The sequence below is a fragment of the Glycomyces sambucus genome, assembly GCF_900102815.1.
Classification (GTDB): Bacteria; Actinomycetota; Actinomycetes; order Mycobacteriales; family Micromonosporaceae; genus Glycomyces; species Glycomyces sambucus.
On sequence record NZ_FNGF01000002.1, the window covers coordinates 851,546 to 873,193 of the forward strand.

The following is a 21,648-nucleotide window of genomic DNA, read 5'->3' on the forward strand; positions in this document are numbered from 1 at the left end:
TCCCTGTCGGTCCGCGCAACGCTACCGCAGGTGAGGCGCTGCTCGTTTCCGGATGCGACGCCCGCGGCGATGGGCGGCGGAATCTAGGATGGCGGCATGTCCCCCAGCCCCGCCTCCGGCCGCACCGCGATCGGCATCGACTTCGGGACCTCCCACACGGTCGTCTCGCTCCGGCGCTCGGACGGGCGCGTCCAGCAGCAGCTGTTCGACGGCACGCCGCAGATGGCCTCGGCGCTGTTCCTCGACGAGGCCGAAGGGCTCATCGCGGGCGCCGACGCCGTGCAGCTCGGGGCGCGGCGGCCCGAGCGGTTCGAGCCGAACCCCAAGCGGCGCATCGACGACGGCGCGATCCTGCTCGGCGAGACCGAGATCCCGGTGGTCGAGGCGCTGAGCGCGGTGTTCGCGAGGGTCGCGGCGGTCTGCCGCCACACGGCCGGGGCGCTCGGGCCGGTCACGGTGACGGTGCCCGCGTCCTGGGGTCCGCACCGGCGCCTCGTGCTCGCCGACGCCGCCGCGGCGGCGGGGCTCGGCGAGGTGGAGCTGCTGGCCGAGCCGGTCGCCGCCGCGCACCACTTCGCCGCGGCGCTCGGGGCGGACGTGCCGGTCGGCTCCGGGATCGTGGTCTACGACCTGGGCGCGGGGACCTTCGACGTCACGGTGCTCTCGCGCGGCGAGAAGGGGTACGAGGTGCTGGCGGCCGACGGCGCGGAGATCGGCGGCCTCGACCTCGACCAGGCGCTGGCGGCGCACCTCGCGGCGAACGTGCGGGAGGGCGACGAGCGCTGGGCGCGGCTGCTGGCTCCCGGGACCACCGCGGACCGGCGCCACCGCCTCGCGTTCCTCACCGAGGTGCGCCAGGCGAAGGAGCGGCTGTCGCGGCGCAGCAGCACCGATCTGGCGGTGCCGCTGCTCGATGTCGACGCGCACTTGACGCGGTCCGAACTGGACGCGGTCGTGCGGCCGCTCGTGGACCGGACCGTGCGGGTCACGCGAGGCACGATCCGGGCCTCCGGGCTCGCGTCCGAGCGGATCGCGGGGCTGTTCCTGGTCGGCGCGGCCAGCCGCACGCCGCTGATCGCGACCGAGCTGCACCGGGCGCTCGGCATGGCGCCCACGACGATCGAGCAGCCTGAACTCGCGGTATCGGAGGGCGCGGTCTCCGAAGGCGCGGCATCTGGAGGGCAGGTTCCGCAAAGCACGGTCATCGCGACGAGCGCGCCCGTCGAGCCAAGCCCGGTAACACCGGCCGAGCCGCTGCGTTCGAAGCCGGTCCGCGTGACCTACCGGCCGGTGCCGCCGGCCGGGCCGGACGAGACCGTGGAGGTCCGCAAGAAGGCACCGGAAGCGGAGCCGAAACCCCGCCGCGGTGCCGCCGTCGTGCTCTGGACCGTGTTCGCGCTCTTCATGCTCCAGTACCTCTTCGCCGCCATGGTCCAGCTCGACGACCCCGACTACGGGCGCTTCCTCGCCGTGGCGTGGGCGGTGCCGGTGGCGGGCGGGATCGCGATGGCGACCCGGCGGCTCGGAGCGGTCGTCGCGTACGGGGTCGTGTCGGCGGGGGTGCTGTTCTACTGGTCGACGCTCATGCCGTCGCTGGATCGGGCGCTGCTCCTCGGCCTCCCCGTCGCGGCCGTCTTGGTCGTCGTTCCGCTGCTTCCCAAGCGCGGCAGGGCGGTGACGGTCGTGGCCGCCGGGGCGCAGCTCCTGCTCCTCGCGGCGGTCGCGGTCTGGTTCGCCGCGGGGCTGCGCGGCGAGGTCGGCCGCATGGCGATGATCGTGGACTTCCTTCCGACCGCGGGCGTGCTGGCGGCGGTCGCGGCCGTGAACCTGCTCCTGCTCTGGCGGTCGCGGCGCGCAGCTTCGTCGGACTGAGGCGCCCGCGGGGCAGGCGCGCCTCGTCATCGAGGCGGTCGGATTCCTTGCGAGAGCGGAGCGGCCGCCGGCGCCGCGCGGATGGGTCGCGGGGCGCCGGCGGCCGGGTCACTCGCGGCGGCGCGCCAGGACCGCGCGCTGGAGCAGGACGAACACCAGGAGGATGCCGCCGGTGATGATGGTGGTCGCCTCGGGCGGGATGGAGCCGTCGCGGGTGATGAGGACGTTCATCAGGCCCAGGACGAGCGCGCCGACCACCGAGCCGAGGACGAACCCGGCGCCGCCGGTGAGGAGCGTGCCGCCGATGACGGCGGCGGCGATGGCGTCGAGCTCCCAGCCGATGCCGGTGATGTTCTGGGCGCTGCCGAGGCGGGCGGTGTAGACGACCGCGGCGAGCCCGGCGAGGGAGCCGCTGATGATGTAGACCCACATCTTGGTGGCGACCACGGGCAGGCCCATGAGCGCGGCGGACTGCTCGGAGCCGCCGATGGCGTAGACGGTGCGGCCGGTGCGGGTGCGGTGGAGGACGAAGAACGCGGCGGCCACCACGACGGCGGCGATGACGACGCCGGGCGTGATGGCGATGTCGTTGACCTTCGGCCCGTCGTAGAGCTTGATCTGGGTGCCGAGTCCGCGCACCGGGTTGTCGTCGGCGAGGCGTTCGGGGACGGTGCTCAGGATCGAGGCGAGGCCGCGTCCCAGGAACATCATCGCGAGCGTGGCGATGAACGGCTGCACGTGGAAGTACTGGACGAGGACCCCGGAGGCGGCGCCGAACGCGGTGCCGATGAGCACCATGAGGGCCATGGCGATCCAGGGGTTCCAGCCGGCGTTCATGAGCATGACGCCCGCGACGCTGCTGAAGGCGATGACGGCGCCCACCGAGAGGTCGATGCCGCCGGTGAGGATCACGAAGGTGAGGCCCACGGTGAGGATGATGAGGTGGGCGTTGTTGATGAGCAGGTTGGACAGGGTGTTGAACTGGACGATGCGCCCGTAGGCGGCCTCGCCGTAGACGATCATGCCGATGAAGATGACGACGGCGGCCCCGGTGGGCAGCGTGTCGAGGTGGAGGGACAGGCGCTTGACGAGGGCGCGGGCGCCGGTGGGCGCGGGCGGTGCGGTGGTGAGGGTGCTCATGCGGCGACGGCCTCTCGCTCGGCCGGGCGGGCGGCGGCCGCGCGGCGCTGACGGAACGCGCGCCGCACCCGCTCCGACTGGAGGAGGCACAGCACGACGATGACGACGGCCTTGAAGGCGGGGGTCGCGGAGGAGGAGACGCCGAGGAAGACGACGGTCTTGTCGAGGGTGGCGATGAGGATCGCGCCGACGACGGCTCCGGTGATGTTGAACTTGCCGCCCGCGAGCGAGGTGCCGCCGATGACGACGGCGAGGATCGCGTCGAGTTCGAGCTGGTAGCCGGTGCGGGAGACGTCGACGGTCATGACGCTGGCCGTGGCGAAGACGCCCGCGAGGCCGGCGAGGACGCCGGCGAGGACGTAGACGGTGAGCAGGAGCGCGCGGCGGTTGACGCCCGCGAGCCGGGCGGCCTTGGCGTCCATGCCGATCGCTTCGAGCATGAGCCCGAGGGCGCTGCGCCGCACCAGGATTCCCATGGCGACGGCGAGGAGCAGGGCCAGGAGGAACACGACGGGCAGGCCGAGGACGTGGCCGTTCGCGATCCACCGGAACGACTCGTTGGTGGCGGCGGTGTTCTGGCCGCCGGTGATGACCTTGGCGAGGCCGCGGCCGGCGAGCATGATGACCAGGGTGCTGATGAACGGCTGGAGTCCGACGACGGAGACGAGCACGCCGTTGACCGCGCCGAGGGCGGCGCTCACGGCGATGACGAGGCCGACCGCGGCGAGGCCGGAGCCGAGAGTGTCGGGGGCGCCGCTGAGGAACTCCATGGAGACGGCCCCGGCGACGACCATGACCGAGCCGACCGAGAGGTCGATGCCGCCGGTGGCGACGACGAGGCACATGCCGACGGCGATGAGGACGATCGGCGCGGCGGCCCGGAGGATGTCGATGACGTTGCCGACGAGGTTGCCGGAGGACCCGATGGTGACGGCGAGGTAGCCGGGGTCCTTGACGAGGTTGACGAGGAGGAGCAGCGCGATCGCCACGATGCCCCAGAAGTACTGGCGGCGGACGAGGCCCTTGAGTGCCTCGGCCGGGCCGTGCGCGTTCGCGCTCATGTGGTGGCCTCCTCGCGGACGGCGGTGTCCGCGCTCGGGTCGCCGAGGCCGTCCTCGGCGATGACGGTGACGATGGATTCGGCGGACACGCCCGGTCCGCCTTCGAGTTCGGCGATCTTGCGGTGGTCCTTGAGGACGACGATGCGGTCGCTCTGGCGCACCACCTCCTCGATCTCGGAGGAGATGAACAGGACAGCGAGGCCGTCGTCGGCGAGGTCGGCGACGTACTCCTGGATCTCGGCCTTGGCGCCGACGTCGATGCCGCGGGTGGGCTCGTCGAGGATGAGGATCTCGGGGTCGGTGGCGAGCCAGCGCCCGAGGAGGACCTTCTGCTGGTTGCCGCCCGAGAGCAGGCGGACGGGCCGCTCGGGGTCGGCGGGGCGGACCCCGAGTGCCGAGACGTACTTCGCGACGATGGCGTCCTGCTCGCGGCGCGGCAGCGGGCGGGCCCAGCCGCGGCGGGCCTGGACGGCCAGGACGAGGTTCTCGCGGACGGTGAGGTCGCGGACGATGCCCTCGTCGCGGCGGTTCTCGCTGGAGAACGCGATGCGGTGCGCGAGGGCCTTGGCGGGGGTGGTGATCTCGGTGGGCTCGCCGTCGACGGCGACCTCGCCGGTGTCGGGGCGGTCGGCGCCGTAGATGAGGCGCGCGAGCTCGGTGCGCCCGGAGCCGAGGAGGCCCGCGAGGCCGACGACCTCGCCGCGGTGGAGCTCGATGTCGACCGCTTCGACGGCGCCCTTGCGGCCGAGGCCGGTGGCGGCGTAGAGCGGGGCCTCATCGGTGCGGACGCGGCGGGACTCCTTGGCGTCGAGGGACTTGAGCACCGCGAGGTCCTTGCCGATCATCTTGGCGATGAGCTGGGCGCGTTCGAGTTCGCTCGTGCGGTACTCGCCCTCGAAGCGGCCGTTGCGCAGAACGGTGAGGCGGTCGCTGATCGCGTACACCTGGTCGAGGAAGTGGGAGACGAACAGGATCGCCACGCCCTGGTCGCGCAGGCCGCGGATGACGGTGAACAGCTGCTCGACCTCGTTGGCGTCGAGGCTGGAGGTCGGCTCGTCGAGGATGAGGACCTTGCACTCGGCGACCATCGAGCGGCTGATGGCGACCAGCTGCTGGAGGGCGAGGGGGAGGGTGGCGAGCGGGCGGCGGGGGTCGAGGTGGCCGAGGCCGAGCTTCGCGAGCGTCGCGCCCGCGGCCCGGTGGGTGGCGCGCCAGTTGATGCCCGCGGCGCCTCTGACCTCGTGGCCGAGCATGACGTTCTCGCCGATGGTGAGGTTCGCGCAGAGGTTGACCTCCTGGTAGACCGTGGAGATGCCCGCGTGCTGCGCGTCGGCGGTGCCGCCGAGGCGGCGCGGCTCCCCGGCGATGCGGATCTCGCCGTCGTCGATCTTGTAGACGCCGGTGAGCGCCTTGATGAGCGTCGACTTCCCGGCTCCGTTCTCGCCCATGAGGGTGTGCACCTCGCCGGGGAAGAGCCGGAGCCCGACCCCGTCGAGCGCCTTCACGCCCGGGAACGCGATCGAGATGCCGACCATCTCGACGATCGGAAGCGATTCTGGCATCGCGTGCTCCACATCCTGTCGCCGCAGCCGCGCCGCGGGGTGGTCTGGGGCGCGGGGTCCGAAGAGGACCCCGCGCCGGGGACTGCTCTTCCCGGGGCTAGAACTTGCGGTCGGGGAGCGCGGTCTCGGCCGCCTCGGGCGAGTCGAAGGTGGCGCTGGGGACGACGATGCTGGACTCGACGTCCTCGCCGTCCAGGACCTTCTCGACCACTTCGAGGGCGGTCTCGCCGAAGAGCGGGTTGTACTCGGCGACGAAGCTGAGCTCGCCGGCCGCGAGGGATTCGAGGGCGTTCCTGGTGCCGTCGATGGTGGCGATCTTGACGTCGGTGCCGGGGACGAGGCCGGCCTCCTGGACGGCCTGGACGGCGCCGAGGCCCATCTCGTCGTTCTGGGCGAAGATGAACTGGAGGTCGTTGTCGTTGGACTTCAGGACGGTCTCGACGACGCTCTTGGCCTCCTCGGTGGACCAGTTGGCGGTCTGGGCGCCGACCTTGACCAGGCTCGCCTGGGCGCCGGCGACGGCGTCGAAGCCCTCGTTGCGCTCGTTGACGACCGAGACGCCAGCGGGGCCTTCGAGGACGAAGTAGTTGGCGCCCTCGGGGAAGGCCGCGACGGCCCAGTCGGCGACGGCGGTGGAGACCTCGATGTTGTCGGGGGCGATGCGGGTGACGTAGAGGTCGGTGTCGTCGGGCTCGATGCCGCGGTCGAGGAGGATCACGGGGATCTCCGCCTCCTGGGCGCGCTTGAGGGAGTCCTCCCAGCCGGTGGCCTCGGTGGCCGAGAGCAGGATGACGTCCACGCCCTCGTCGACGAACGACGTGAACGCGTCGATCTGCGACTTCTGGTCGAGGTTGGTGGCGGGGGCGTACTTGAGCTCGTAGCCGGCGTCCTCGGTGAACGTGTCCTGGATGTTGGTCTCGTTCGCCTCGCGCCAGGCGCCTTCGGGGCCGACCGCGACGAATCCGACCGTGGTCAGGCCGTCGTCGCCGCCCGAGTCGCCGCCGCCGCAGGCGGTGAGGCCGAGCGCGAGGGCGCCGACGGTCGCCGCGCCGAGCGCCTTGGCGATGCGCTGCCGTGCAGACATGGTTCTCCTCCTTGAGATGCCGGACGTGAGGGGTCCGGGGGGAACGGATCGGGGATCCGCGGTCGTTCGGTGACGGCGCAGGGGATGCGTCGCGCGATTTATGTTACCGGGAACAAAATCGAGAGCACAAGACCCGTGTCGCAATCGTGATCCGGTCACTCCTCCGGGTCGTCGTGGAGGTCCGCCGCGATCATCTCCACGATCGTGTCGACGGTGACCCCGGGGCCGTTGCTGAGCTCCCCGATCTTCTCGCGGTCCTTGAGCACCACGATCCGGTCGCTCAGGCGCACGACCTCCTCCAGCTCCGAGGAGATGAACACGACCGCGACCCCCTCCCCCGCCAGCTTCGCCACGCGCCGCTGGATGTCGAGCTTCGCGCCGATGTCGATGCCGCGCGTCGGCTCGTCCAGGATGAGCACGTGCGGGCGCGTCGCCAGCAGGCGCGCGAGCAGGATCTTCTGCTGCGTGCCGCCCGACAGCTCCTCCACCGGCCGGTCGATGTCGCCGGGGGCCAGGTGCAGCGCCTCGAGGTAGGTCTCGATGAGCGCGCCCTGCTCGCCGCGCGAGAGCGGACGCGACCACCCGCGCATCGCCTGGAGCGCGAGCACGATGTTCTCCCGCGCCGTCAGGCCGCGGATGACCCCCTCCTCGCGCAGGTTCTCGGTCGACAGCGCGATCCGGCGGTGCAGGGCCGCACCGGGACTGCGCAGCTGCACGCGGCTCCCGTCGACCCAGATCTCGCCGCTGTCGGCCCGCTCGGCGCCGCCCATGAGGCGCGCCAGCTCGGTCCGGCCCGAGCCGTGCAGGCCCGCGAAGCCCACGACCTCGCCGCGCGACAGCTCGATGTCCGTGGGGTCCATGGTGCCGCGCCGGCCCAGCGCCGAGGCGCGCAGCGTCGGCTCGCCCGACGCGGAGTAGTGGTGCGCCAGGCGCTCCGAGCGCAGGGCCTTGAGCGCCTCGATGTCCTCGCCGATCATCTTCGAGATGAGGTCGGCCCGGTCGAGGTCCCCGGCGGGGTACTCGCCGATGAACCGGCCGCCGCGCAGCACCGTCATCCGGTCGGCCACGTCGAAGACCTGCTCCAGGAAGTGCGAGACGAACAGGACGGCCACCCCGCGGTCGCGCAGGCTGCGGACCACCCGCAGGAGCGTGTTCACGTCGGCCGCGTCCAGACTCGACGTCGGCTCGTCCAGGACCAGCACCCGGGGCTCCACCACGAGCGCCCGCGCCACCGCCACGAGCTGCTTCACCGCGGGCGGCAGCGCCGACAGCGGGCAGCGCGGGTCGAGGTCGTCGAGCCCGAGGCGCGCGAGCACTTCGGCGGCGCGCGTGCGGTTCGCCTTCCAGTCGATGCCCAGCGGACCGCGGACCTCGTTGCCGATCATGACGTTCTCGGCCACGGTGAGGTGCGGGCTCAGGTGCGTCTCCTGGAAGACCGTCGCGATCCCCTCGGCGCGGCTGCGCGCGACGCCGGTGGGCATCCGCTCCTCGCCCTCGATACGGACCTCGCCCGACAGCATCGGGTACGTGCCGGTCAGCGCCCCGATGAGCGTCGACTTCCCGGCGCCGTTCTCGCCCATGAGGGCGTGCACCTCGCCCGGGTACAGGGTCAGGTCCACGCCGTCGAGCACGCGGACGCCGGAGAACTCGACGGTGATGCCGCGCATCTCGACTACGGGCCGCTGCACCTCGGGCGGCTGCGCCACCGACTTCCGTCCGCTCATCGCTTCGCCTCCCTCGGTGCGGCGGTCGAGGACCGGACCAGGAGTTCGGCGGGAATCCTGGTCACCCTCGGTATCTCGCGGTCCTCGACGGCGGCGCGGAGCAGGTCGACGATCGCGCCCCCGAGTGCGCGGAAGTTCTGCCGCACGGTCGTCAGCGGCGGCAGCACGTGCGCCGAGAGCGGCACGTCGTCGAAGCCCACCACGCTCAGGTCGCCGGGCACTTCGATGCCCCGGTCAGCCAGGCCGTGGATCAAGCCCACCGCCATGTCGTCGTTCGCGACGAACACCGCCGTGTAGTCCGGCAGCTCCTTGATGCCCTTGGCGAAGTCGTACGCGAAGTCGGCGGTCCAGTCGCCCACCACGATCGGGCGCTCGCGCACCCCCCAGGACTTGGCGCGGGCGTGGAAGGCGCGCTCGCGGGCGCGGGCGTCGAGCCAGTCGAGGGGGCCGGCGAGGTGGAGGATGTCGCGGTGCCCCAGGGAGACGAGGTGGTCGACGGCGAGCGTCGTCCCGCCCTGCTGGTCGAGGGAGACGGTGAGGAACGTCGGGTCGCGGTCGGGCTTGACGACCAGCACCGGGATGCCGATGGAGATCTTGCGCAGGGCCGCGATCGAGGACGAGCGCGGGGCGACCACGCACAGCGCGTCGATGCCCTGCGTGGTGAGGTTGTCGACGGCCTCCTGCGGCGAGATCTCGTCGTCGCTCAAGGCGATCGAGCTGACGGCGTACCCGGCGGCGCGCGCGGTGTACTCCAGCGCGCGCAGGGTGCTCGTGGGGCCGAACTCGACGGCGCTCTCCACGAGGACCCCGATGCGCTGGCTCTTCTGGGTCGCGAGCGCGCGGGCGGCCATGTTCGGGCGGTAGTCCAGCTCCTCGATCACTTCGAGGACGCGGCGCTTGGTGGACTCCTTGATGTGCGGGTAGTTGTTGAGCACCCGCGAGACGGTCATGTGGGAGACCCCGGCGAGCCGCGCGACCTGCCGGATGTTCGGCTTGTCAGCACTCGTGTTCGCCACGCGCACCCTCCACGGGAATGGTCTCCATCGGGTCCGTCCTCCTCAGCCGCCAAAGGCGCCGCGCGCGACGGCGCGACTCCCCCAGCCTAACGATCCGGGCGCCGGTGGCGGCGGCGTCGTCCGCGGTGGAGCGGTGGAGGAGGCGGGTGTCGTCACGCCGCCGGGAGCGGTGCGGTCGCTCCCGGCGGCGCCGGCGGTCTCCGGACGTTCGGCCGGGCGCGGTCGCCGGCCCGGTCCGCGAACGGGTCGCGGGCAGGGTGACGCTGCTGCGGATGTCGCCTGAGCCGGGTACGGCGACGGCCGCGAGGTCCTTCATGAACGCAGAATGTTACCGGGAACAATTGAGGTAGGTCAATACCTGTGTCCAAGGGGAGCCGGAGGAGACGGGGCGGTGCACAGAGGACCGGCCCGCTTCGCGGCGCTTTGCGCTGCGGCACAGGCGGACAGCTGCACCACGATGGTGCAGCAGGCGGTAGTGCGCGAGGCGGTTCGTCCTCTTAGGCTCCGAAGATGACACCACTCATCCCTCGCCTCCGCGACCACAACCACGACCACCGCCTCCGCACCGCCGCGATCGGCGCCGCCTGCGTGGCGGCCGTCCTCCTCACCGCCATCGCCCTCGGCGACCGCGCGCTCCCGCTCGACCTGTGGATCGTCGACAACCTGTACGCCGCACCGGATTCCACCCTCGGCACGGTCGCCGCGGCCGTGAGCGGACTCGGCACGCTCGCGGGCGCCGGGATCCTGATCGCCGAGACCGCCGTGCGGCTCAGGCGAGAGCGGCGACGGGCGCTCGGCCCACTCCTCAAGGCGGGCGCGGTCCTGGTGCTGTGCGTCGCGGCGATCGGCCTCCAGGCACTCTTCCAGCGGTCGGGCCCCGCGGTGACGGACCAGGACTGGACCTATCCCAGCGGCCACGTGACCCTCCTGGCCGCGATCGCGTTCACCGCCGCCGTCGTCAGCGCCCACCGCTCGCGGGCCGGCCGCACGGCGGTCCTCGCCACCGGAGGGGCCCTCGTGGCCGCGGTCGCCGCGGGCCGGGTCGTCTCGGGCGAGCACTACCTGATCGACGTGGTCGCCGCCGCGGTGGCGGTTCTCGGCATCGGCCTCCTCGCCGGTGCGGCCCTCGGCCTGGTCCCGAACGCGGCGCGGCCCCGCCCGTCGCGCTAGCGCCTGCACAGGGAAGACTCCCCCAGCGGCGGCCCCGCGATTGACGGCGGGACCTGCGTGGATCTATAGTGCTAACATCCTAGCTAAATAGAGAAAGCAGTGATCGATTCGCCCCTCGACCGCCGCGGACTCGCACCTCCTGCCCGACCTCTCTCGGCGCGGGCGGGGCCGCCGAGCGGTCGGATCGCAACAAGGAGAACCCCCATGGACACCCTCAAGAAGGCCGCGAAGTGGACCGGCATCGTCCTCATCGGACTGCTCGGCGTCGTGCTGCTCGGCGGCGGCAAGGTCACGTCGGGCACCCTGCTGGTCGCCACCGCCTTCATCGCCACGCTCCCGGTGCGGCGGCACCGGCTCCCGCTCTGGGTGCGCATCGCCTTGATCTGCGCGGTCTTCGCCCTGGTCACATGGAACATCTCCACCACCGACCTGCCGGGGAGCGGCGCGATGACGTGCACCGAGAACTCCGAGACCTTCGCACCGACCGGGGTCAAGTTCATCGACCAGTTCCTGCACATCGTCAACGGCTTCATCGCCCAAGCGGCCCCGTGACGGACAGGGCCCCACCGACCGGGAGTCGGCGGAGCCCTGTCATCGCAGCGGTCAGGCCGCCTCGGCGGCCTTCCTGGATCGCGCGAGCTGGAGAAGGAGCACCAGCGCCATGATCGCGACGCCGACGATGCCGACGACGCGGAAGCCCTCGATGAAGGCGTCCTGCGACTGGTGCAGCAGCGCGGTGTCACCGGTGGTCTCGGCCGCACGGAAGTCGTCCACCCAGGACCCGCCGTCCATCCGCAACCGGTAGACGAGCGTGCCGACGCTGCCGAGGACGACCAGTCCGGTCGCGATACCGATCTCGTTGGCGGTCTGCACGAACGACGCCGCCGATCCGGCCCGCTCCTGGGGAGCGCGGGAGATGACCTCGTTCATCATGAACGGGAAGGCCGCGCCGATGCCCGCGGTCGCCAGGACGCTGCCGCAGATGACGGCCGCCAGGCCCGCCGCGCCGGTGGACACCATGGTGTAGCAGGCGAATCCGGCGGCCATCACCGCGAGGCTGCCGGCCACCACCCGCGCGGGGTCGATGCGCTTGGCGAGCCAGGGCCCGAGGTTCGAGGCGACCATCATCGCGACGGTCGAGGGCAGCAGCCACATCGCGGCGTGCAGCGGCGAGAGCTCCAGGGCGTCCTGGAGGTAGAACGCCCAGAACAGCGAGGTGCCGCCCATGAGCAGCGCCGTCAGGAACAGCACCCACATCGTCCGGGCTACGCCGGGGCGTCGCAGGAGCGCGAGGTCCACCAGCGGGTCGTCGGACCTGCGCTGGCGGCGCACGAACACCCAACCGAGCGCGAGCCCCGCCGCCGCGGCGGCCGCGGGCTCCCACGACCAGCCGTCGCTGACCAGGAGCTTGAGCGCGGCGACGAGCAGCAGGATCGAGGCCAGCGAGAGCGCGGCGCTGACCAGGTCCAGCGGGCCGACCGAGGGCGCCTTGAACTCCGGGAGCAGGCGCGGGGCGGCGATGAGCGTCACGACCATGATCGGGACGCCGAGCAGGAACACCGAACCCCACCACCAGTGCGCCATCATCAGCCCACCGACCAGCGGCGCGGCGGCCATGCCGGTGAGGAAGCAGCTCATGTAGGCGCCCATCGCGGCCACGGCGCGCTTCGGGTCGGGGAAGATCCGGCCGATCAGCGCCATCGATGCGGGCATGATCGCGGCGCCCGCGATGCCCATGAGCGCCCGGGTCGCGATGATCATCCAGGGCGCGACGGCGAACGCGGCCAGCGCCGAGGCCGCCGCGAAGGCGGCCGAGCAGATCACGATGAGCCGCCGCCTCCCGATCCGGTCGCCGACCGCGCCCATCGTGATCATCGTGCCGCCGACCATGAACCCGTAGATGTCGTTCATCCACAGCAGTTCGGTGGGCGAGGGGCGCAGGTCCGCGGCCATCTGCGGCAGCGCCACGCTCAGCACGCTGATGTCGATCGCGATGAGCATGGCGGGCAGGGCCAGCAGCACCAGTGCGAGCCGCGGGCTCAGCGTCCTGACCGGGGTCTCGGGGGCGGTGAGGGTCATCGGTCGTCTCCAGAATAGGGGCGCCTCCGAACGGCGCCGTCACCGTTGAGACGACACCTGGACCTACGATTCACCGCCTTGTCGGACACTTGTTCGATGAAGTTCGGGCGCGGTCGGAATCGCAGCGGTCAGACCGGCGCGTACCGGCGGGCGGGGACCCGTCGCGGGTCCAATGTGCTCACTCGGCGTCGCGGGCGCGCTGGCGGTGGGCGCGGACTTTGGCGATGCTGCCGCAGGAGCGGCCGTCGGGTCCCCCGGCGGTCATCAGGCACCAGCGCTTGGCGCCGTTCCGGCTGTGGTCGTAGAAGACCCAGCGGCAGTCGGGGCAGGCTTTGAGCCGGTGCCAGCGGCCCGCGGCGATGGCGTCCAGTGCGGCCGTGACCATGTCTCCGGCAGGCCCACCGCGGTGCACGAAGCCGACGCCGTCACCGCTGACGCGGGGCCGGACGTCGAGGCGAACGGTCCAGTCGTTGACGACCGCATCGGTGTCGGCGGTCCGCTCCACGACTCGGCGCAGCTCGTCCCGCAGCGACAGCAGCTCGCGCCGCTCGGCATGAGACCACCCCGCATCGTCGGCGTACGCCTCGAAGCGGTCTTCGGCCTCGCGGGTGTCGTTGGGGATGCGCCAGGTGTTCAGCAAGGCGCGCAGTGCTTCGAGCGCGCCCGGCGCCGCCTGGTCCCCCGCATTGTTAACCATTGAATCATCATACCGGTTTACAGATTGCCCTCGCCTTGTTAACCTGTGAAGATGATAGACGGTCATCAAGAAGCCAGGCATCACCTGCACCGGCGCGTCATGTGGCGGGCCGTCGAATGGCCCGGCAGCGAGGACCTCGACCTCAGCGCCGACGGCACCGGTGTCGTCGCCGACGGCCTGGTCGTCGCGGCTGTCGAGGGCCAAGCGGTCCGGATGGCGTACCGGATCGAGTGCGACCCGGACTGGCGCACCCGCAGCGTCCGCATCGAACTCCACGGCGAACCGCCCCGGCGGCTCACCGGCGACGGCAACGGCACCTGGTTCGAGGACGGCCGCGAACGCGCCGACCTCGCCGGGTGCATCGACGTCGACATCGCCTTGACGCCCTTCACGAACACCCTCCCGATCCACCGCCTGGGCCTGGCCGCGGGCGAGTCGGCCGATCTCGCCATCGTGTACGTCCAGCCGGTCCCGCGGCTCGACATCAGCCGGGCCGAGCAGCGCTACACCCGCACGGACACGGGCTACCGCTACGGGTCGGGCACCTTCCGGGCCGACCTGACCGTGGACGCCGACGGCCTCGTCACCGAGTACCCGGGACTGTGGACGATGGAGCGCTGACGGCCACCCTGCGCGACATCGTCGTCGACCGCGCCCGGCCTAGGCTCCACGGCGGGGCTTCGCAACCGGCGAAACGCGTGCTTCCGGGTCTTCGGGGCGGTGCGAGGCATCAGGTTGTGTAATGGAGGCGTCCACCCGAGCGAGAGGACCCGCATGAAGGCCGTCACCGTCACCGACCGGAACGCCGGAACCGCAGGCATGACCCTCGGCGAGCGGCCCGAGCCGCACGCGTCGGAGAACGACGTGGTCGTGCGCGTCCGGGCCTCCGGGTTCACGCCTGGGGAGCTGACCTGGCCGGGCACCTGGACCGACCGGGCCGGGCGCGACCGCACGCCGAGCATCCCCGGGCACGAGCTGGCCGGGGTCGTCGACTCCCTCGGGTACGGGACGACCGGGCTCACCGTGGGCCAGCGCGTGTTCGGGCTCGCCGACTGGACCCGTGACGGCACGCTCGCGGAGCTGGTCGCCGTCGAAGCACGCAACCTCGCGCCGCTCCCGGCCGGCATCGACTTCACGACCGGCGCGAGCCTGCCGATCTCCGGGCTCACCGCCTGGCAGGGCCTGTTCGTCCACGGCCGCCTCCAGGCGGGGCAGTCGGTCCTCGTCCACGGCGCCGCCGGCGGGGTCGGCTCGGTGGTCTCGCAGCTCGCCCGCGAGCACGGGGCGCACGTGATCGGCACCGGGCGCACCGCTGACCGGGACGCCGCGCTCAGCTTCGGCGCCGACGAGTTCCTGGACCTCGAAGTGGACCACCTGGACGCCGCCGGCCAGGTCGACCTGGTGTTCGACGTCATCGGCGGCGACATCGGCGCCCGCTCGGCCGCGCTGGTCCGCCCGGGCGGCACCCTCGTCACGATCGCGGCCCCGCCGGAGGTCAGGCCCGTCGACGCCGCCGCGGTGTTCTTCGTGGTCGAGGCCGACCGGGCCCAGCTCGCCGAGCTCGCCGCCCGCGTCAGCGACGGCCGCCTGCGCACCCGCATCGGCGCGGTCCATCCGCTGGAGGAGGCGGTCCAGGCGTTCAATCCGACCACCCGCCCGGTCGGCAAGACCATCATCACGATCCGCTAGGGCCCCAACGGGTCGCTCTCGTGAGACTCAGTCGTCGGGGTCGTACTCGTCGATGATGTAGGCGTCGCCGGCCCAGAGGCGGAGCCGGTCGAGGATCTCGTCGCGCCTGCCGTGCATGAACGCCGGAGTCTCACGGTCCCAGAACTCGGGCATCGGGACGTACACGTGGTAGGGCCTGCTGAAATCGCCCCAGCCGCAGGGGAACTCGAAGGTGCCGCCCGGGTCCGTGTAGACGAGCCGCTCCTTCCACTCCTCTTTGAACCCGTAGTCGGTCCCGCGCTCGATCGCCCGTTCGTCGCGGTGGACGGGCACGTAGTCCGCCCGGTCCCGCTCGTCACCGGCCGCGGCCTCGGCGGCGGCGTCCCTTGCGGACTCCACCACGCGGCCGAGTCCTTGCACGAGTGCGCGTCCCACGACGGCCACGGCGAACGCGAACGAGTTCATGAGACGACCTCCTCCGCCCACGCTACCGAAGGCCGCCGGAGCCCGCCGCCCCGACCGCTCGCCGGGACCGGTCCGCGGCCGGGCGCCGTCGGCGCCCGGCCGCGGGTTCAGCGGATGCCGGTGAGGATCGCGTCGAGTGCCGCGGCGTCCACCGGCGGGAGCGCACCGCCGTCGACCGCCTCGGCCCCGACGCCCACCAGCCAGCCGTCCCCGGTGCGGTACTCCAGGGCGGTCAGGCTCGGGCGCTCGCCGCCGATGGTGCGGTGGAGCGGTCGGTTCCAGGGCCCGCCGTCGACCTGCTCGCAGTCGGCGAGGCCGCAGCCCGCGGCGGCGCCGTCCAGATCCTCCTCGGTCACCGGGACCACCTGGGCCTGGAGGAAGAACCGGACGGTCTCGCCCGAGGCGAGTTCGGCCAGCACGAACACCATGTACGTGTCCCCGGTGCCGTAGACCGGTCCGCCGTAGGAGTCGATGTCCGGGCCCAGGCGGACGGCTTCGGCCGTGCCGGCCGCGACCTCGACTCCGGGGAGCCCGGCCTCGATCGCGGCCGCGAAGTCGTCGGTGAGGTCGTCCCAGGCGGGCGGCTCGGTCTCGGGCGCCTCGGTCCCGTCGCCCACCGGGATCACCAGGAGGAGCTCGGTGACGTCGTCGAGATCGGGGGCCGCGAGGTCCTCGGACTCGTACCGCAGCGAGAAGCCGAGCGACACCACCGCCTCGTCCCGGAAGAGGAACGCTTCGACGATCGGGTACTCGGTCGGGCCGCTCTCGGTGTCGGGGTCGGTGAAGTCGTCCGAGACGCCCTCGATGAGCAGGACGCGTCCCGCCTCCGTGTCGTCCCAGGAGCAGGTCACCCTCGGATCGAAGCACTCCTCGGACTCCATCTGGGACTCGAAGTCCTCTCCCCCGGTGTACCAGAACCCGCCCCGCAGGTAGATCCAGTCGACGGCGGAGGGGTCGTCGCCGAAGGCCAGCGCCTCATTGAGGGTGTAGACATCGAAGTCGTTGTCGTAGTGGAAGCCGTCGTGGTCCGGGCGGGTGGTGAGGCACTGCCCGAGCGGCTCCGCGCCGAGGGCGGCCAGGCCCGTGAACAGCGCCTGGTTGGCGGCGGCGGAGATCCGGGCCTGCTCGTCCGACTGGCCCTCGGGGAGCGCGCAGTCGCCGTGGTCGAAGCGGTTCCACTGGTCGAGGAACGCGTCGTCCACCGTCTGCGTGGGGAGGTCGCCGGGGACCGCGCTCCCCGCGGCGTCGGTGTCGTCGCCGAGCCCGAGCGGGATGCCCACGGCCGCACCGACCGCGAGCATCGCGGCGGCACCTCCGGCGACGGCGGCACCGATCCGCCGTCGCCGCACCACACGGCGCCGGCCGGCCCTCAGGATCGTCATCGGGTCCACCCGGTCGGCGTCGACCGGCCCCGAGGCGGCCCGCGCCAGCAGGCCCCTCACCTCGTCGTCGTTCATCGCTTGCTCCCTTCGCCTGCGGGGCTTGAAGTCGCAAAGTGGTCGCGCAGCGTCCGCAGACCGCGCGCGGTGTTGCTCTTGACGGTGCCGGTGCTGCACCGCATGATCCGGGCCGTCTCCTCCACGGACCGGTCCTCCCAGAACCGCAGCACGAGGGTGGCGCGCTGCTTCAGCGGCAGCCGGGCGAGGATCGCCGCCGCCTCCGCCTGGCCCTCCGCGGCGTCCGGCTCCTCCGCGTGGTCGGGGGGCGGGTCGGCGAAGGCGCGCTCGCGGCGGAACCAGCCGCGGCGGGTCTGGTCGACCAGGACGTTCGCGAGGATGCGGCGCGTGTACGCGTCGACGGTCGCGCGGCGGGTCCGGTTCCAGGCCCCGTACAGCTTGATCAGCGAGGTCTGGACGGCGTCCTCGGCGCGGTGCCAGTCGCCGCAGGTGAGGTACGCGGTGCGGAGCAGTGCGTCCCGGGTGTCCTGCACGTATTCGCAGAACTCGAGCTCTGATTGGGGGGTCATCGATCGCCTTTCGTCTTCTCCGACGCCGTTTCTACGGAACGGGCGCGCGCCGAGGTTGCATCGGCGCCGGAATCGCGCGGCAGAGCGCACGGCCGGAGGGACGCCGCGGCAGCGGCCGGGGCGGTCGAGCGGCCTTCGCAGGGCCGCAGAGGAACTGGTCCTAGGCGGGCTCGGGGAGGCCGCCGCGGGCACTGCGGCGGAGCCAGAGGGCGATGCCGGCGAGGCCGAAGGCGGCGCTGAGGAGGAACGGCGCGTCGAGGCCGTAGACGCTCGCGACCAGGCCGCCCGCCAGCGCGCCGACGGCCTCGGTGCCGAGGACGACGGTGCGCGAGGCGGCGACGGTGCGGCCGAGGAGTTCGGGCGGGACCAGGCGGTGGCGCAGCGAGGTGACGGCGACGTTGAAGACGCCGAACGCGGCGCTGGTGACCAGGACGACAGCGACCGCGGACCACAGGTCCGGTGCCGCCAGGAGCAGCATCGGCGTCAGACCGATGGCCGCGCCCGTCGCGATCAGGACCTTGACGTGGCGGCCGCCGCCGACCAGGCGGTCCGCGGTCCACGCCCCGGCGAGGCCGCCGCAGGCGCCGACGGCGAGCAGGACGCCGAAGCCGCTGGCGCCCAGACCGAGTCGCTGCCCGGCGAACAGCACGAACGTCGCGAACCAGGCGGCGTCGGCGAACGCGACGAGCGCCGAGGTGGCGACGATCCTGCGCAGCGTGCGGTGGCGCCAGAGCCAGACCAGTCCGTCGGCGGCCCTGACGGCGCGCGCGGTCGTCGCCGCGGCGGGCCTGGTGAGGAGGACTGCGGGGATCGTGGTGAGGAGCAGGACCCCGATCGCCAGCGCGCCGCTGTTGACCGCGAACGGGAGGACCGCGCCGAGGCCGAACAGGGCGCCGCCGATGAGCGGCCCGGCGAACTCGTTGCCCACGACCTCGCCGGACACCATGCGGCTGTTCGCCCGCTCGATCAGCGCCGCGGGCACGAGCCGGGGCACGACGGTCTGCGCGACGGTGTCGCGGACGGTCTCGCCGACGCCGAGCGCGAAGGCCGCCGCCACGACGACCGCGATCTGGGCATGGCCGGTCAAGAGGGTCGCCACGAGGGCGGCGAGCACGCCGATGCGCGTCAGGTCGGTGGCGAGCAGGAGCGTCCGGGCGTGGTGCCGGTCGGCGAGGACGCCCGCCCAGACGCCGGTGAGCAGCCACGGGAGCACCGCGGCGGCGCCGACGGCGGCCACGGTGAACGGGTCCTGCGACAGCGACGCGGCCAGCAGGGGGAACGCGGCGATGCGGATCCCGTCGCCGATGTTCGCCAGCACCATCGCGGTCCAGAACCGCCAGAACGAGCCGTCGAGTCGCATGCGCCGAGGATAGTTCGGGTGCGGCCGGTCAGCTCCGGTCGGCCTCCTCGACGCGGTCGAGCCATTCGTCCAGGAGCGCGTCGAGCAGCACCGGCTGCTCGATCTGGAGGTTGTGCCCGGCCCGGTCGAGCACCGCGAAGGTCGCGCGCGGGTAGTGCTCCAGCAGTGCGTACACATCGGCGTATCCGGTGTTGTCGTCCTGGCGGCCGGTCACGATCAGGGTGGGCCGCGTGAAGGGCGCGCCGGATTCGGGGGCGTTGGTCAGCTCGTAGCGCCGCGCGACCCGCACCAGCCCTTCGTCGTCGGCCAGTGCGAGGCCGGGGGCGATCTCCTTGCGGAAGCGGTGGAACGTCTCCGGGGACTGCACGACCGCGAGGTCGCCGTAGGAGGCGGCGTCGGCCGGGGGCAGGCCGGCCATGAACTCGGGGTCGGGCGCGATCACGGTGTGGGGCGGGAGGGTCCGCTTCGAGCGGCGGGCCTCGGTCCCGATGGGGCACACCAGCCCGAGGCCGAGCACCTGCTCGTGGCGGGAGTTCGCGACGGCGCGGGCGAGGTAGCCGCCGTAGGACTCGCCGACGACGATGAAGGGCGCGTCGCCGACCATGTGGTCCACGAAGCCCTGGACGGCGCCGAGCATGTCGTCGGTGCCCTGGTACTTCTCGGTGATCTCCGTCTGCCCCATGCCGGGGAGGTCCGGGTACAGCCGCCGGTACGAGCGCCCTTCAGGGCGCGCCGCCGCCCGCCGGGTGAAGAACGGCTCCAGGAAGCCGGTCATGAGCCGGTGGTCGGGCGTCCAGCCGTGGATCGCGAGGACGGGGACGCCGGTCCCGTGCGTGACGAAGTGCATTGGCATGCCCGCAACGATATGAGCCGTCTTCAACTCCACCGCGGGGGCCGGGCGCTTGCGGTCCGCGTCCCGCAGGGCTATGGTTTTGACCATGCGGTCAAATTCTTGGACGGATGGTCAGCGCCAGTCGGCGATGACGGTCACCGAGGCGGCCCGGCGGGCCCAGATCCTCGCGCACACCATCGACGTGGTCGCCGAGCTCGGCTACGCGGGCGCGTCCCTCAACCGCATCGCCGCGCACGCGGGGATCTCCAAGGGCCTGATCTCCTACCACTTCGCGGGCAAGGCCGACCTCCTCGAAGCCCTCGTCCACGACGTCTTCGCCCGCGGCGGCGAGTACGTCATGGAACGCCACGGCCACGTCTTCGGCCCCGACGGCACCGCGGGCGCCGCGCTCCGCGCCTACCTCGAAGGCAACCTCGCCTTCATCGCCGAGCACCCGCGCGATGTCGGCGCCGTCGTCGAGATCGCCCGCAACCACCGCGGCGCCGACGGAGCCCTGGTCTTCGGCGCGGCGTGGGAGGAGACCCTGCTCGACCTCCTCGCGCAGATCTTCACCGCGGGCCAGGAGGCCGGCGAGTTCCGGGCCTTCGACCCGCGCGTCATGGCGATCGCGGTCCGCCGCGTCATCGACGGCTTCACCTTCCAGGTCATGGCCGACCCCGACCTCGACACCCGGTCCTTCACGACCGAGGTCACCGCCCTCTTCGACCACGCCACACGACACCCGGGCGCGGAGAGGCTCGAAACCGACACCACCACCGCACAGGAGACGGAACCCTCATGACCACCGCGACCGCACCGCCCCTCGCACCGGCGACCGGGCGGCTCCACCACCTCGACAACCTCCGGGTCTACCTCACGTTCTTGGTCGTCGCCCACCACGTGGCGCTCGGCTACGGGAACCTCGGGATCTGGCCCAACTGGGAGGAACCCGAGAACGCGGCCGGAGCACTGCCGCTCGACGTGTTCGTGCTCTTCAATCAGGCGTACACGATGGGCCTGTTCTTCCTGCTCTCCGGGGCGTTCGCTCCCCCGGCGCTCGACCGCCGCGGCCCCGGCCCCTACGCCCGCGAGCGCCTGCGCCGCCTCGGGATCCCGTTCCTGGCGTTCCTGATCCTGCTGCGCCCCTTGTACACCCTGCCCGAATACCTCGGACGGCCTGCGGACGAACGCGGCCCTTACTGGCAGTACTACCTCACCGAGTCCAACATCGGTCCGATGTGGTTCGTCGAGGTCCTGCTCGTCTTCTCGCTCCTGTACGCCTGGTTCAGGGCGGTGCGCCCCGCGCCGGAGCCCGCACCGCCGCAGTCGCTGCGCCCGTGGCACTTCGCGGCGTTCGCGGTCGCGCTGGCGCTGGTGTCATGGGTGTGGCGCATGGCCGTCCCGGTGGGCCAGTTCGTGCCCGTGCTCGGCCTGCCGAGCGCGGCGTACCTGCCCCAGTACGTCGCCGTGTTCTGCCTCGGGGCCTTGGCGTTCCGGCGCGGGTGGCTCGCGAACCTGCCCCGGAGGGCGGGCCTGCTCGGGGTCGGGCTGATCCTCGCCTCACTGCTCGCCATGGCCTTCAGCGGCTACGCGGCCCTCGATCTGGAGGACCCGCCGCCGGCCGTGAGCACCGCGCACCTCGGCTTCGCCCTGTGGGACTCACTGTTCGCCGTGGGCGCGATCCTGATCCTGCTGCGCGGCTTCGAGCGCTTCGCCAACGGCTCAGGGCCACTCGCGCGGTTCCTCTCCGCGAACGCCTACGGCGTCTACCTCGTCCACGCCCCGGTCATCGTCGGCGCGGTCGCACTCCTCGCCCCGGTCGCGGCGCCGCCGGTCGTGAAGTTCCTGCTCGCGTTCGCGGTCGCCGCCCCGGTGAGCTGGGCCGCGACGGCCGCCTTGCGCCGCATCCCCGCCGTGCGGTCGGTGCTCTGACTCCGGTGCAAGGGACGCGC

At 72.3% G+C, this 21,648-nt stretch carries 20 protein-coding genes; 7 read left to right on the forward strand and 13 right to left on the reverse strand.

What is annotated here, in order from left to right; translation table 11 throughout:
• The first annotated feature begins 96 nt into the window (after positions 1 to 96).
• Positions 97 to 1,872, forward strand: a complete 1,776-nt coding sequence (locus tag BLS99_RS09100; protein ID WP_091047207.1) for an Hsp70 family protein — start codon at positions 97 to 99, stop codon at positions 1,870 to 1,872.
• A gap of 108 nt (positions 1,873 to 1,980) precedes the next feature.
• On the opposite strand, the gene BLS99_RS09105 is transcribed toward BLS99_RS09100, so the two are convergent.
• The 6 genes from BLS99_RS09105 to BLS99_RS09130 all read right to left on the reverse strand — a co-directional run bounded on the left by BLS99_RS09105 (position 1,981) and on the right by BLS99_RS09130 (position 9,459).
• Complete coding sequence (locus tag BLS99_RS09105; RefSeq protein WP_091047210.1) at positions 1,981 to 3,012, reverse strand: ABC transporter permease; 1,032 nt, start codon at positions 3,010 to 3,012, stop codon at positions 1,981 to 1,983.
• Positions 3,009 to 4,073 (reverse strand): ABC transporter permease, encoded by a 1,065-nt coding sequence (locus BLS99_RS09110; protein WP_091047214.1) that lies wholly within the window; start codon positions 4,071 to 4,073, stop codon positions 3,009 to 3,011. The genes BLS99_RS09105 and BLS99_RS09110 overlap by 4 nt, the downstream gene beginning before the upstream one ends.
• Positions 4,070 to 5,635, reverse strand: a complete 1,566-nt coding sequence (locus BLS99_RS09115; RefSeq protein ID WP_091047218.1) for a sugar ABC transporter ATP-binding protein — start codon at positions 5,633 to 5,635, stop codon at positions 4,070 to 4,072. The genes BLS99_RS09110 and BLS99_RS09115 overlap by 4 nt, the downstream gene beginning before the upstream one ends.
• A 97-nt stretch (positions 5,636 to 5,732) precedes the next feature.
• Entirely contained in the window at positions 5,733 to 6,719 is a 987-nt protein-coding gene (locus tag BLS99_RS09120; RefSeq protein WP_091047222.1) for an ABC transporter substrate-binding protein, read from the reverse strand.
• Positions 6,720 to 6,874: 155 nt separating this feature from the next.
• Positions 6,875 to 8,443: a sugar ABC transporter ATP-binding protein gene (locus BLS99_RS09125; protein ID WP_091047225.1), complete on the reverse strand. Its 1,569-nt coding sequence runs from the start codon at positions 8,441 to 8,443 to the stop codon at positions 6,875 to 6,877.
• Positions 8,440 to 9,459, reverse strand: a complete 1,020-nt coding sequence (locus BLS99_RS09130) for a LacI family DNA-binding transcriptional regulator (protein WP_091047873.1) — start codon at positions 9,457 to 9,459, stop codon at positions 8,440 to 8,442. Before BLS99_RS09130 ends, BLS99_RS09125 begins: the two co-directional genes overlap by 4 nt.
• Positions 9,460 to 9,969: 510 nt before the next feature.
• Between BLS99_RS09130 and BLS99_RS09140 the strand changes: the two genes are divergently transcribed.
• Positions 9,970 to 10,629, forward strand: coding sequence for a phosphatase PAP2 family protein (locus tag BLS99_RS09140; protein WP_091047230.1), 660 nt, complete (start codon positions 9,970 to 9,972; stop codon positions 10,627 to 10,629).
• Between the two features lie 204 nt (positions 10,630 to 10,833).
• A complete protein-coding gene (locus BLS99_RS09145; protein WP_091047233.1) occupies positions 10,834 to 11,181 on the forward strand; it encodes a hypothetical protein in 348 nt (115 codons plus the stop codon).
• 51 nt (positions 11,182 to 11,232) lie between these two features.
• Here BLS99_RS09145 and BLS99_RS09150 read toward each other — a convergent pair whose 3' ends face one another.
• Both BLS99_RS09150 and BLS99_RS09155 read right to left on the reverse strand, forming a co-directional pair.
• Complete coding sequence (locus tag BLS99_RS09150; RefSeq protein WP_091047236.1) at positions 11,233 to 12,708, reverse strand: MFS transporter; 1,476 nt, start codon at positions 12,706 to 12,708, stop codon at positions 11,233 to 11,235.
• A 178-nt stretch (positions 12,709 to 12,886) separates the two neighbouring features.
• Positions 12,887 to 13,405 carry a CGNR zinc finger domain-containing protein gene (locus BLS99_RS09155; protein ID WP_176953266.1) on the reverse strand — a complete coding sequence of 173 codons (519 nt, stop codon included), beginning with the start codon at positions 13,403 to 13,405 and terminating at the stop codon, positions 12,887 to 12,889.
• Positions 13,406 to 13,456: 51 nt separating this feature from the next.
• Between BLS99_RS09155 and BLS99_RS09160 the strand changes: the two genes are divergently transcribed.
• Positions 13,457 to 14,026: a putative glycolipid-binding domain-containing protein gene (locus BLS99_RS09160; RefSeq protein WP_091047242.1), complete on the forward strand. Its 570-nt coding sequence runs from the start codon at positions 13,457 to 13,459 to the stop codon at positions 14,024 to 14,026.
• Between the two features lie 153 nt (positions 14,027 to 14,179).
• On the forward strand, positions 14,180 to 15,094 hold the full coding sequence (locus BLS99_RS09165; protein WP_091047245.1) for an NADP-dependent oxidoreductase: 915 nt from the start codon (positions 14,180 to 14,182) through the stop codon (positions 15,092 to 15,094).
• 27 nt (positions 15,095 to 15,121) lie between these two features.
• On the opposite strand, the gene BLS99_RS09170 is transcribed toward BLS99_RS09165, so the two are convergent.
• From BLS99_RS09170 to BLS99_RS09190, 5 genes are all read right to left on the reverse strand, one after another.
• Positions 15,122 to 15,538: a hypothetical protein gene (locus BLS99_RS09170; protein ID WP_091047248.1), complete on the reverse strand. Its 417-nt coding sequence runs from the start codon at positions 15,536 to 15,538 to the stop codon at positions 15,122 to 15,124.
• A gap of 107 nt (positions 15,539 to 15,645) precedes the next feature.
• Complete coding sequence (locus BLS99_RS09175) at positions 15,646 to 16,995, reverse strand: hypothetical protein (RefSeq protein ID WP_091047252.1); 1,350 nt, start codon at positions 16,993 to 16,995, stop codon at positions 15,646 to 15,648.
• The gene (locus BLS99_RS09180) at positions 16,992 to 17,504 is read right to left on the reverse strand and encodes a SigE family RNA polymerase sigma factor (protein WP_091047256.1); all 513 of its coding nucleotides are present in this window, start codon (positions 17,502 to 17,504) and stop codon (positions 16,992 to 16,994) included. The genes BLS99_RS09175 and BLS99_RS09180 overlap by 4 nt, the downstream gene beginning before the upstream one ends.
• Positions 17,505 to 17,664: 160 nt before the next feature.
• Positions 17,665 to 18,864: an MFS transporter gene (locus tag BLS99_RS09185; protein ID WP_091047261.1), complete on the reverse strand. Its 1,200-nt coding sequence runs from the start codon at positions 18,862 to 18,864 to the stop codon at positions 17,665 to 17,667.
• A gap of 28 nt (positions 18,865 to 18,892) precedes the next feature.
• The gene (locus BLS99_RS09190; protein ID WP_218126369.1) at positions 18,893 to 19,717 is read right to left on the reverse strand and encodes an alpha/beta fold hydrolase; all 825 of its coding nucleotides are present in this window, start codon (positions 19,715 to 19,717) and stop codon (positions 18,893 to 18,895) included.
• A gap of 85 nt (positions 19,718 to 19,802) precedes the next feature.
• Between BLS99_RS09190 and BLS99_RS09195 the strand changes: the two genes are divergently transcribed.
• Together BLS99_RS09195 and BLS99_RS09200 are read left to right on the forward strand one after the other, a co-directional pair.
• On the forward strand, positions 19,803 to 20,498 hold the full coding sequence (locus BLS99_RS09195) for a TetR/AcrR family transcriptional regulator (RefSeq protein WP_176953267.1): 696 nt from the start codon (positions 19,803 to 19,805) through the stop codon (positions 20,496 to 20,498).
• Positions 20,495 to 21,628 carry an acyltransferase family protein gene (locus BLS99_RS09200; RefSeq protein WP_091047271.1) on the forward strand — a complete coding sequence of 378 codons (1,134 nt, stop codon included), beginning with the start codon at positions 20,495 to 20,497 and terminating at the stop codon, positions 21,626 to 21,628. Before BLS99_RS09195 ends, BLS99_RS09200 begins: the two co-directional genes overlap by 4 nt.
• The last annotated feature ends 20 nt before the right edge of the window (positions 21,629 to 21,648 follow it).

Coding starts and splice junctions, on each gene's coding strand:
- BLS99_RS09195 (WP_176953267.1), top strand. CDS start 19,803: ATGCGGTCAAATTCTTGGACGGATGGTCAGCGCCAGTCGGCGATGACG.
- BLS99_RS09155 (WP_176953266.1), bottom strand. CDS start 13,405: ATGGTTAACAATGCGGGGGACCAGGCGGCGCCGGGCGCGCTCGAAGCA.
- BLS99_RS09125 (WP_091047225.1), bottom strand. CDS start 8,443: ATGAGCGGACGGAAGTCGGTGGCGCAGCCGCCCGAGGTGCAGCGGCCC.
- BLS99_RS09150 (WP_091047236.1), bottom strand. CDS start 12,708: ATGACCCTCACCGCCCCCGAGACCCCGGTCAGGACGCTGAGCCCGCGG.
- BLS99_RS09100 (WP_091047207.1), top strand. CDS start 97: ATGTCCCCCAGCCCCGCCTCCGGCCGCACCGCGATCGGCATCGACTTC.
- BLS99_RS09200 (WP_091047271.1), top strand. CDS start 20,495: ATGACCACCGCGACCGCACCGCCCCTCGCACCGGCGACCGGGCGGCTC.
- BLS99_RS09175 (WP_091047252.1), bottom strand. CDS start 16,995: ATGAACGACGACGAGGTGAGGGGCCTGCTGGCGCGGGCCGCCTCGGGG.
- BLS99_RS09185 (WP_091047261.1), bottom strand. CDS start 18,864: ATGCGACTCGACGGCTCGTTCTGGCGGTTCTGGACCGCGATGGTGCTG.
- BLS99_RS09180 (WP_091047256.1), bottom strand. CDS start 17,504: ATGACCCCCCAATCAGAGCTCGAGTTCTGCGAATACGTGCAGGACACC.
- BLS99_RS09190 (WP_218126369.1), bottom strand. CDS start 19,717: ATGCCAATGCACTTCGTCACGCACGGGACCGGCGTCCCCGTCCTCGCG.
- BLS99_RS09165 (WP_091047245.1), top strand. CDS start 14,180: ATGAAGGCCGTCACCGTCACCGACCGGAACGCCGGAACCGCAGGCATG.
- BLS99_RS09145 (WP_091047233.1), top strand. CDS start 10,834: ATGGACACCCTCAAGAAGGCCGCGAAGTGGACCGGCATCGTCCTCATC.
- BLS99_RS09110 (WP_091047214.1), bottom strand. CDS start 4,073: ATGAGCGCGAACGCGCACGGCCCGGCCGAGGCACTCAAGGGCCTCGTC.
- BLS99_RS09160 (WP_091047242.1), top strand. CDS start 13,457: ATGATAGACGGTCATCAAGAAGCCAGGCATCACCTGCACCGGCGCGTC.
- BLS99_RS09115 (WP_091047218.1), bottom strand. CDS start 5,635: ATGCCAGAATCGCTTCCGATCGTCGAGATGGTCGGCATCTCGATCGCG.
- BLS99_RS09140 (WP_091047230.1), top strand. CDS start 9,970: ATGACACCACTCATCCCTCGCCTCCGCGACCACAACCACGACCACCGC.
- BLS99_RS09105 (WP_091047210.1), bottom strand. CDS start 3,012: ATGAGCACCCTCACCACCGCACCGCCCGCGCCCACCGGCGCCCGCGCC.
- BLS99_RS09170 (WP_091047248.1), bottom strand. CDS start 15,538: ATGAACTCGTTCGCGTTCGCCGTGGCCGTCGTGGGACGCGCACTCGTG.
- BLS99_RS09120 (WP_091047222.1), bottom strand. CDS start 6,719: ATGTCTGCACGGCAGCGCATCGCCAAGGCGCTCGGCGCGGCGACCGTC.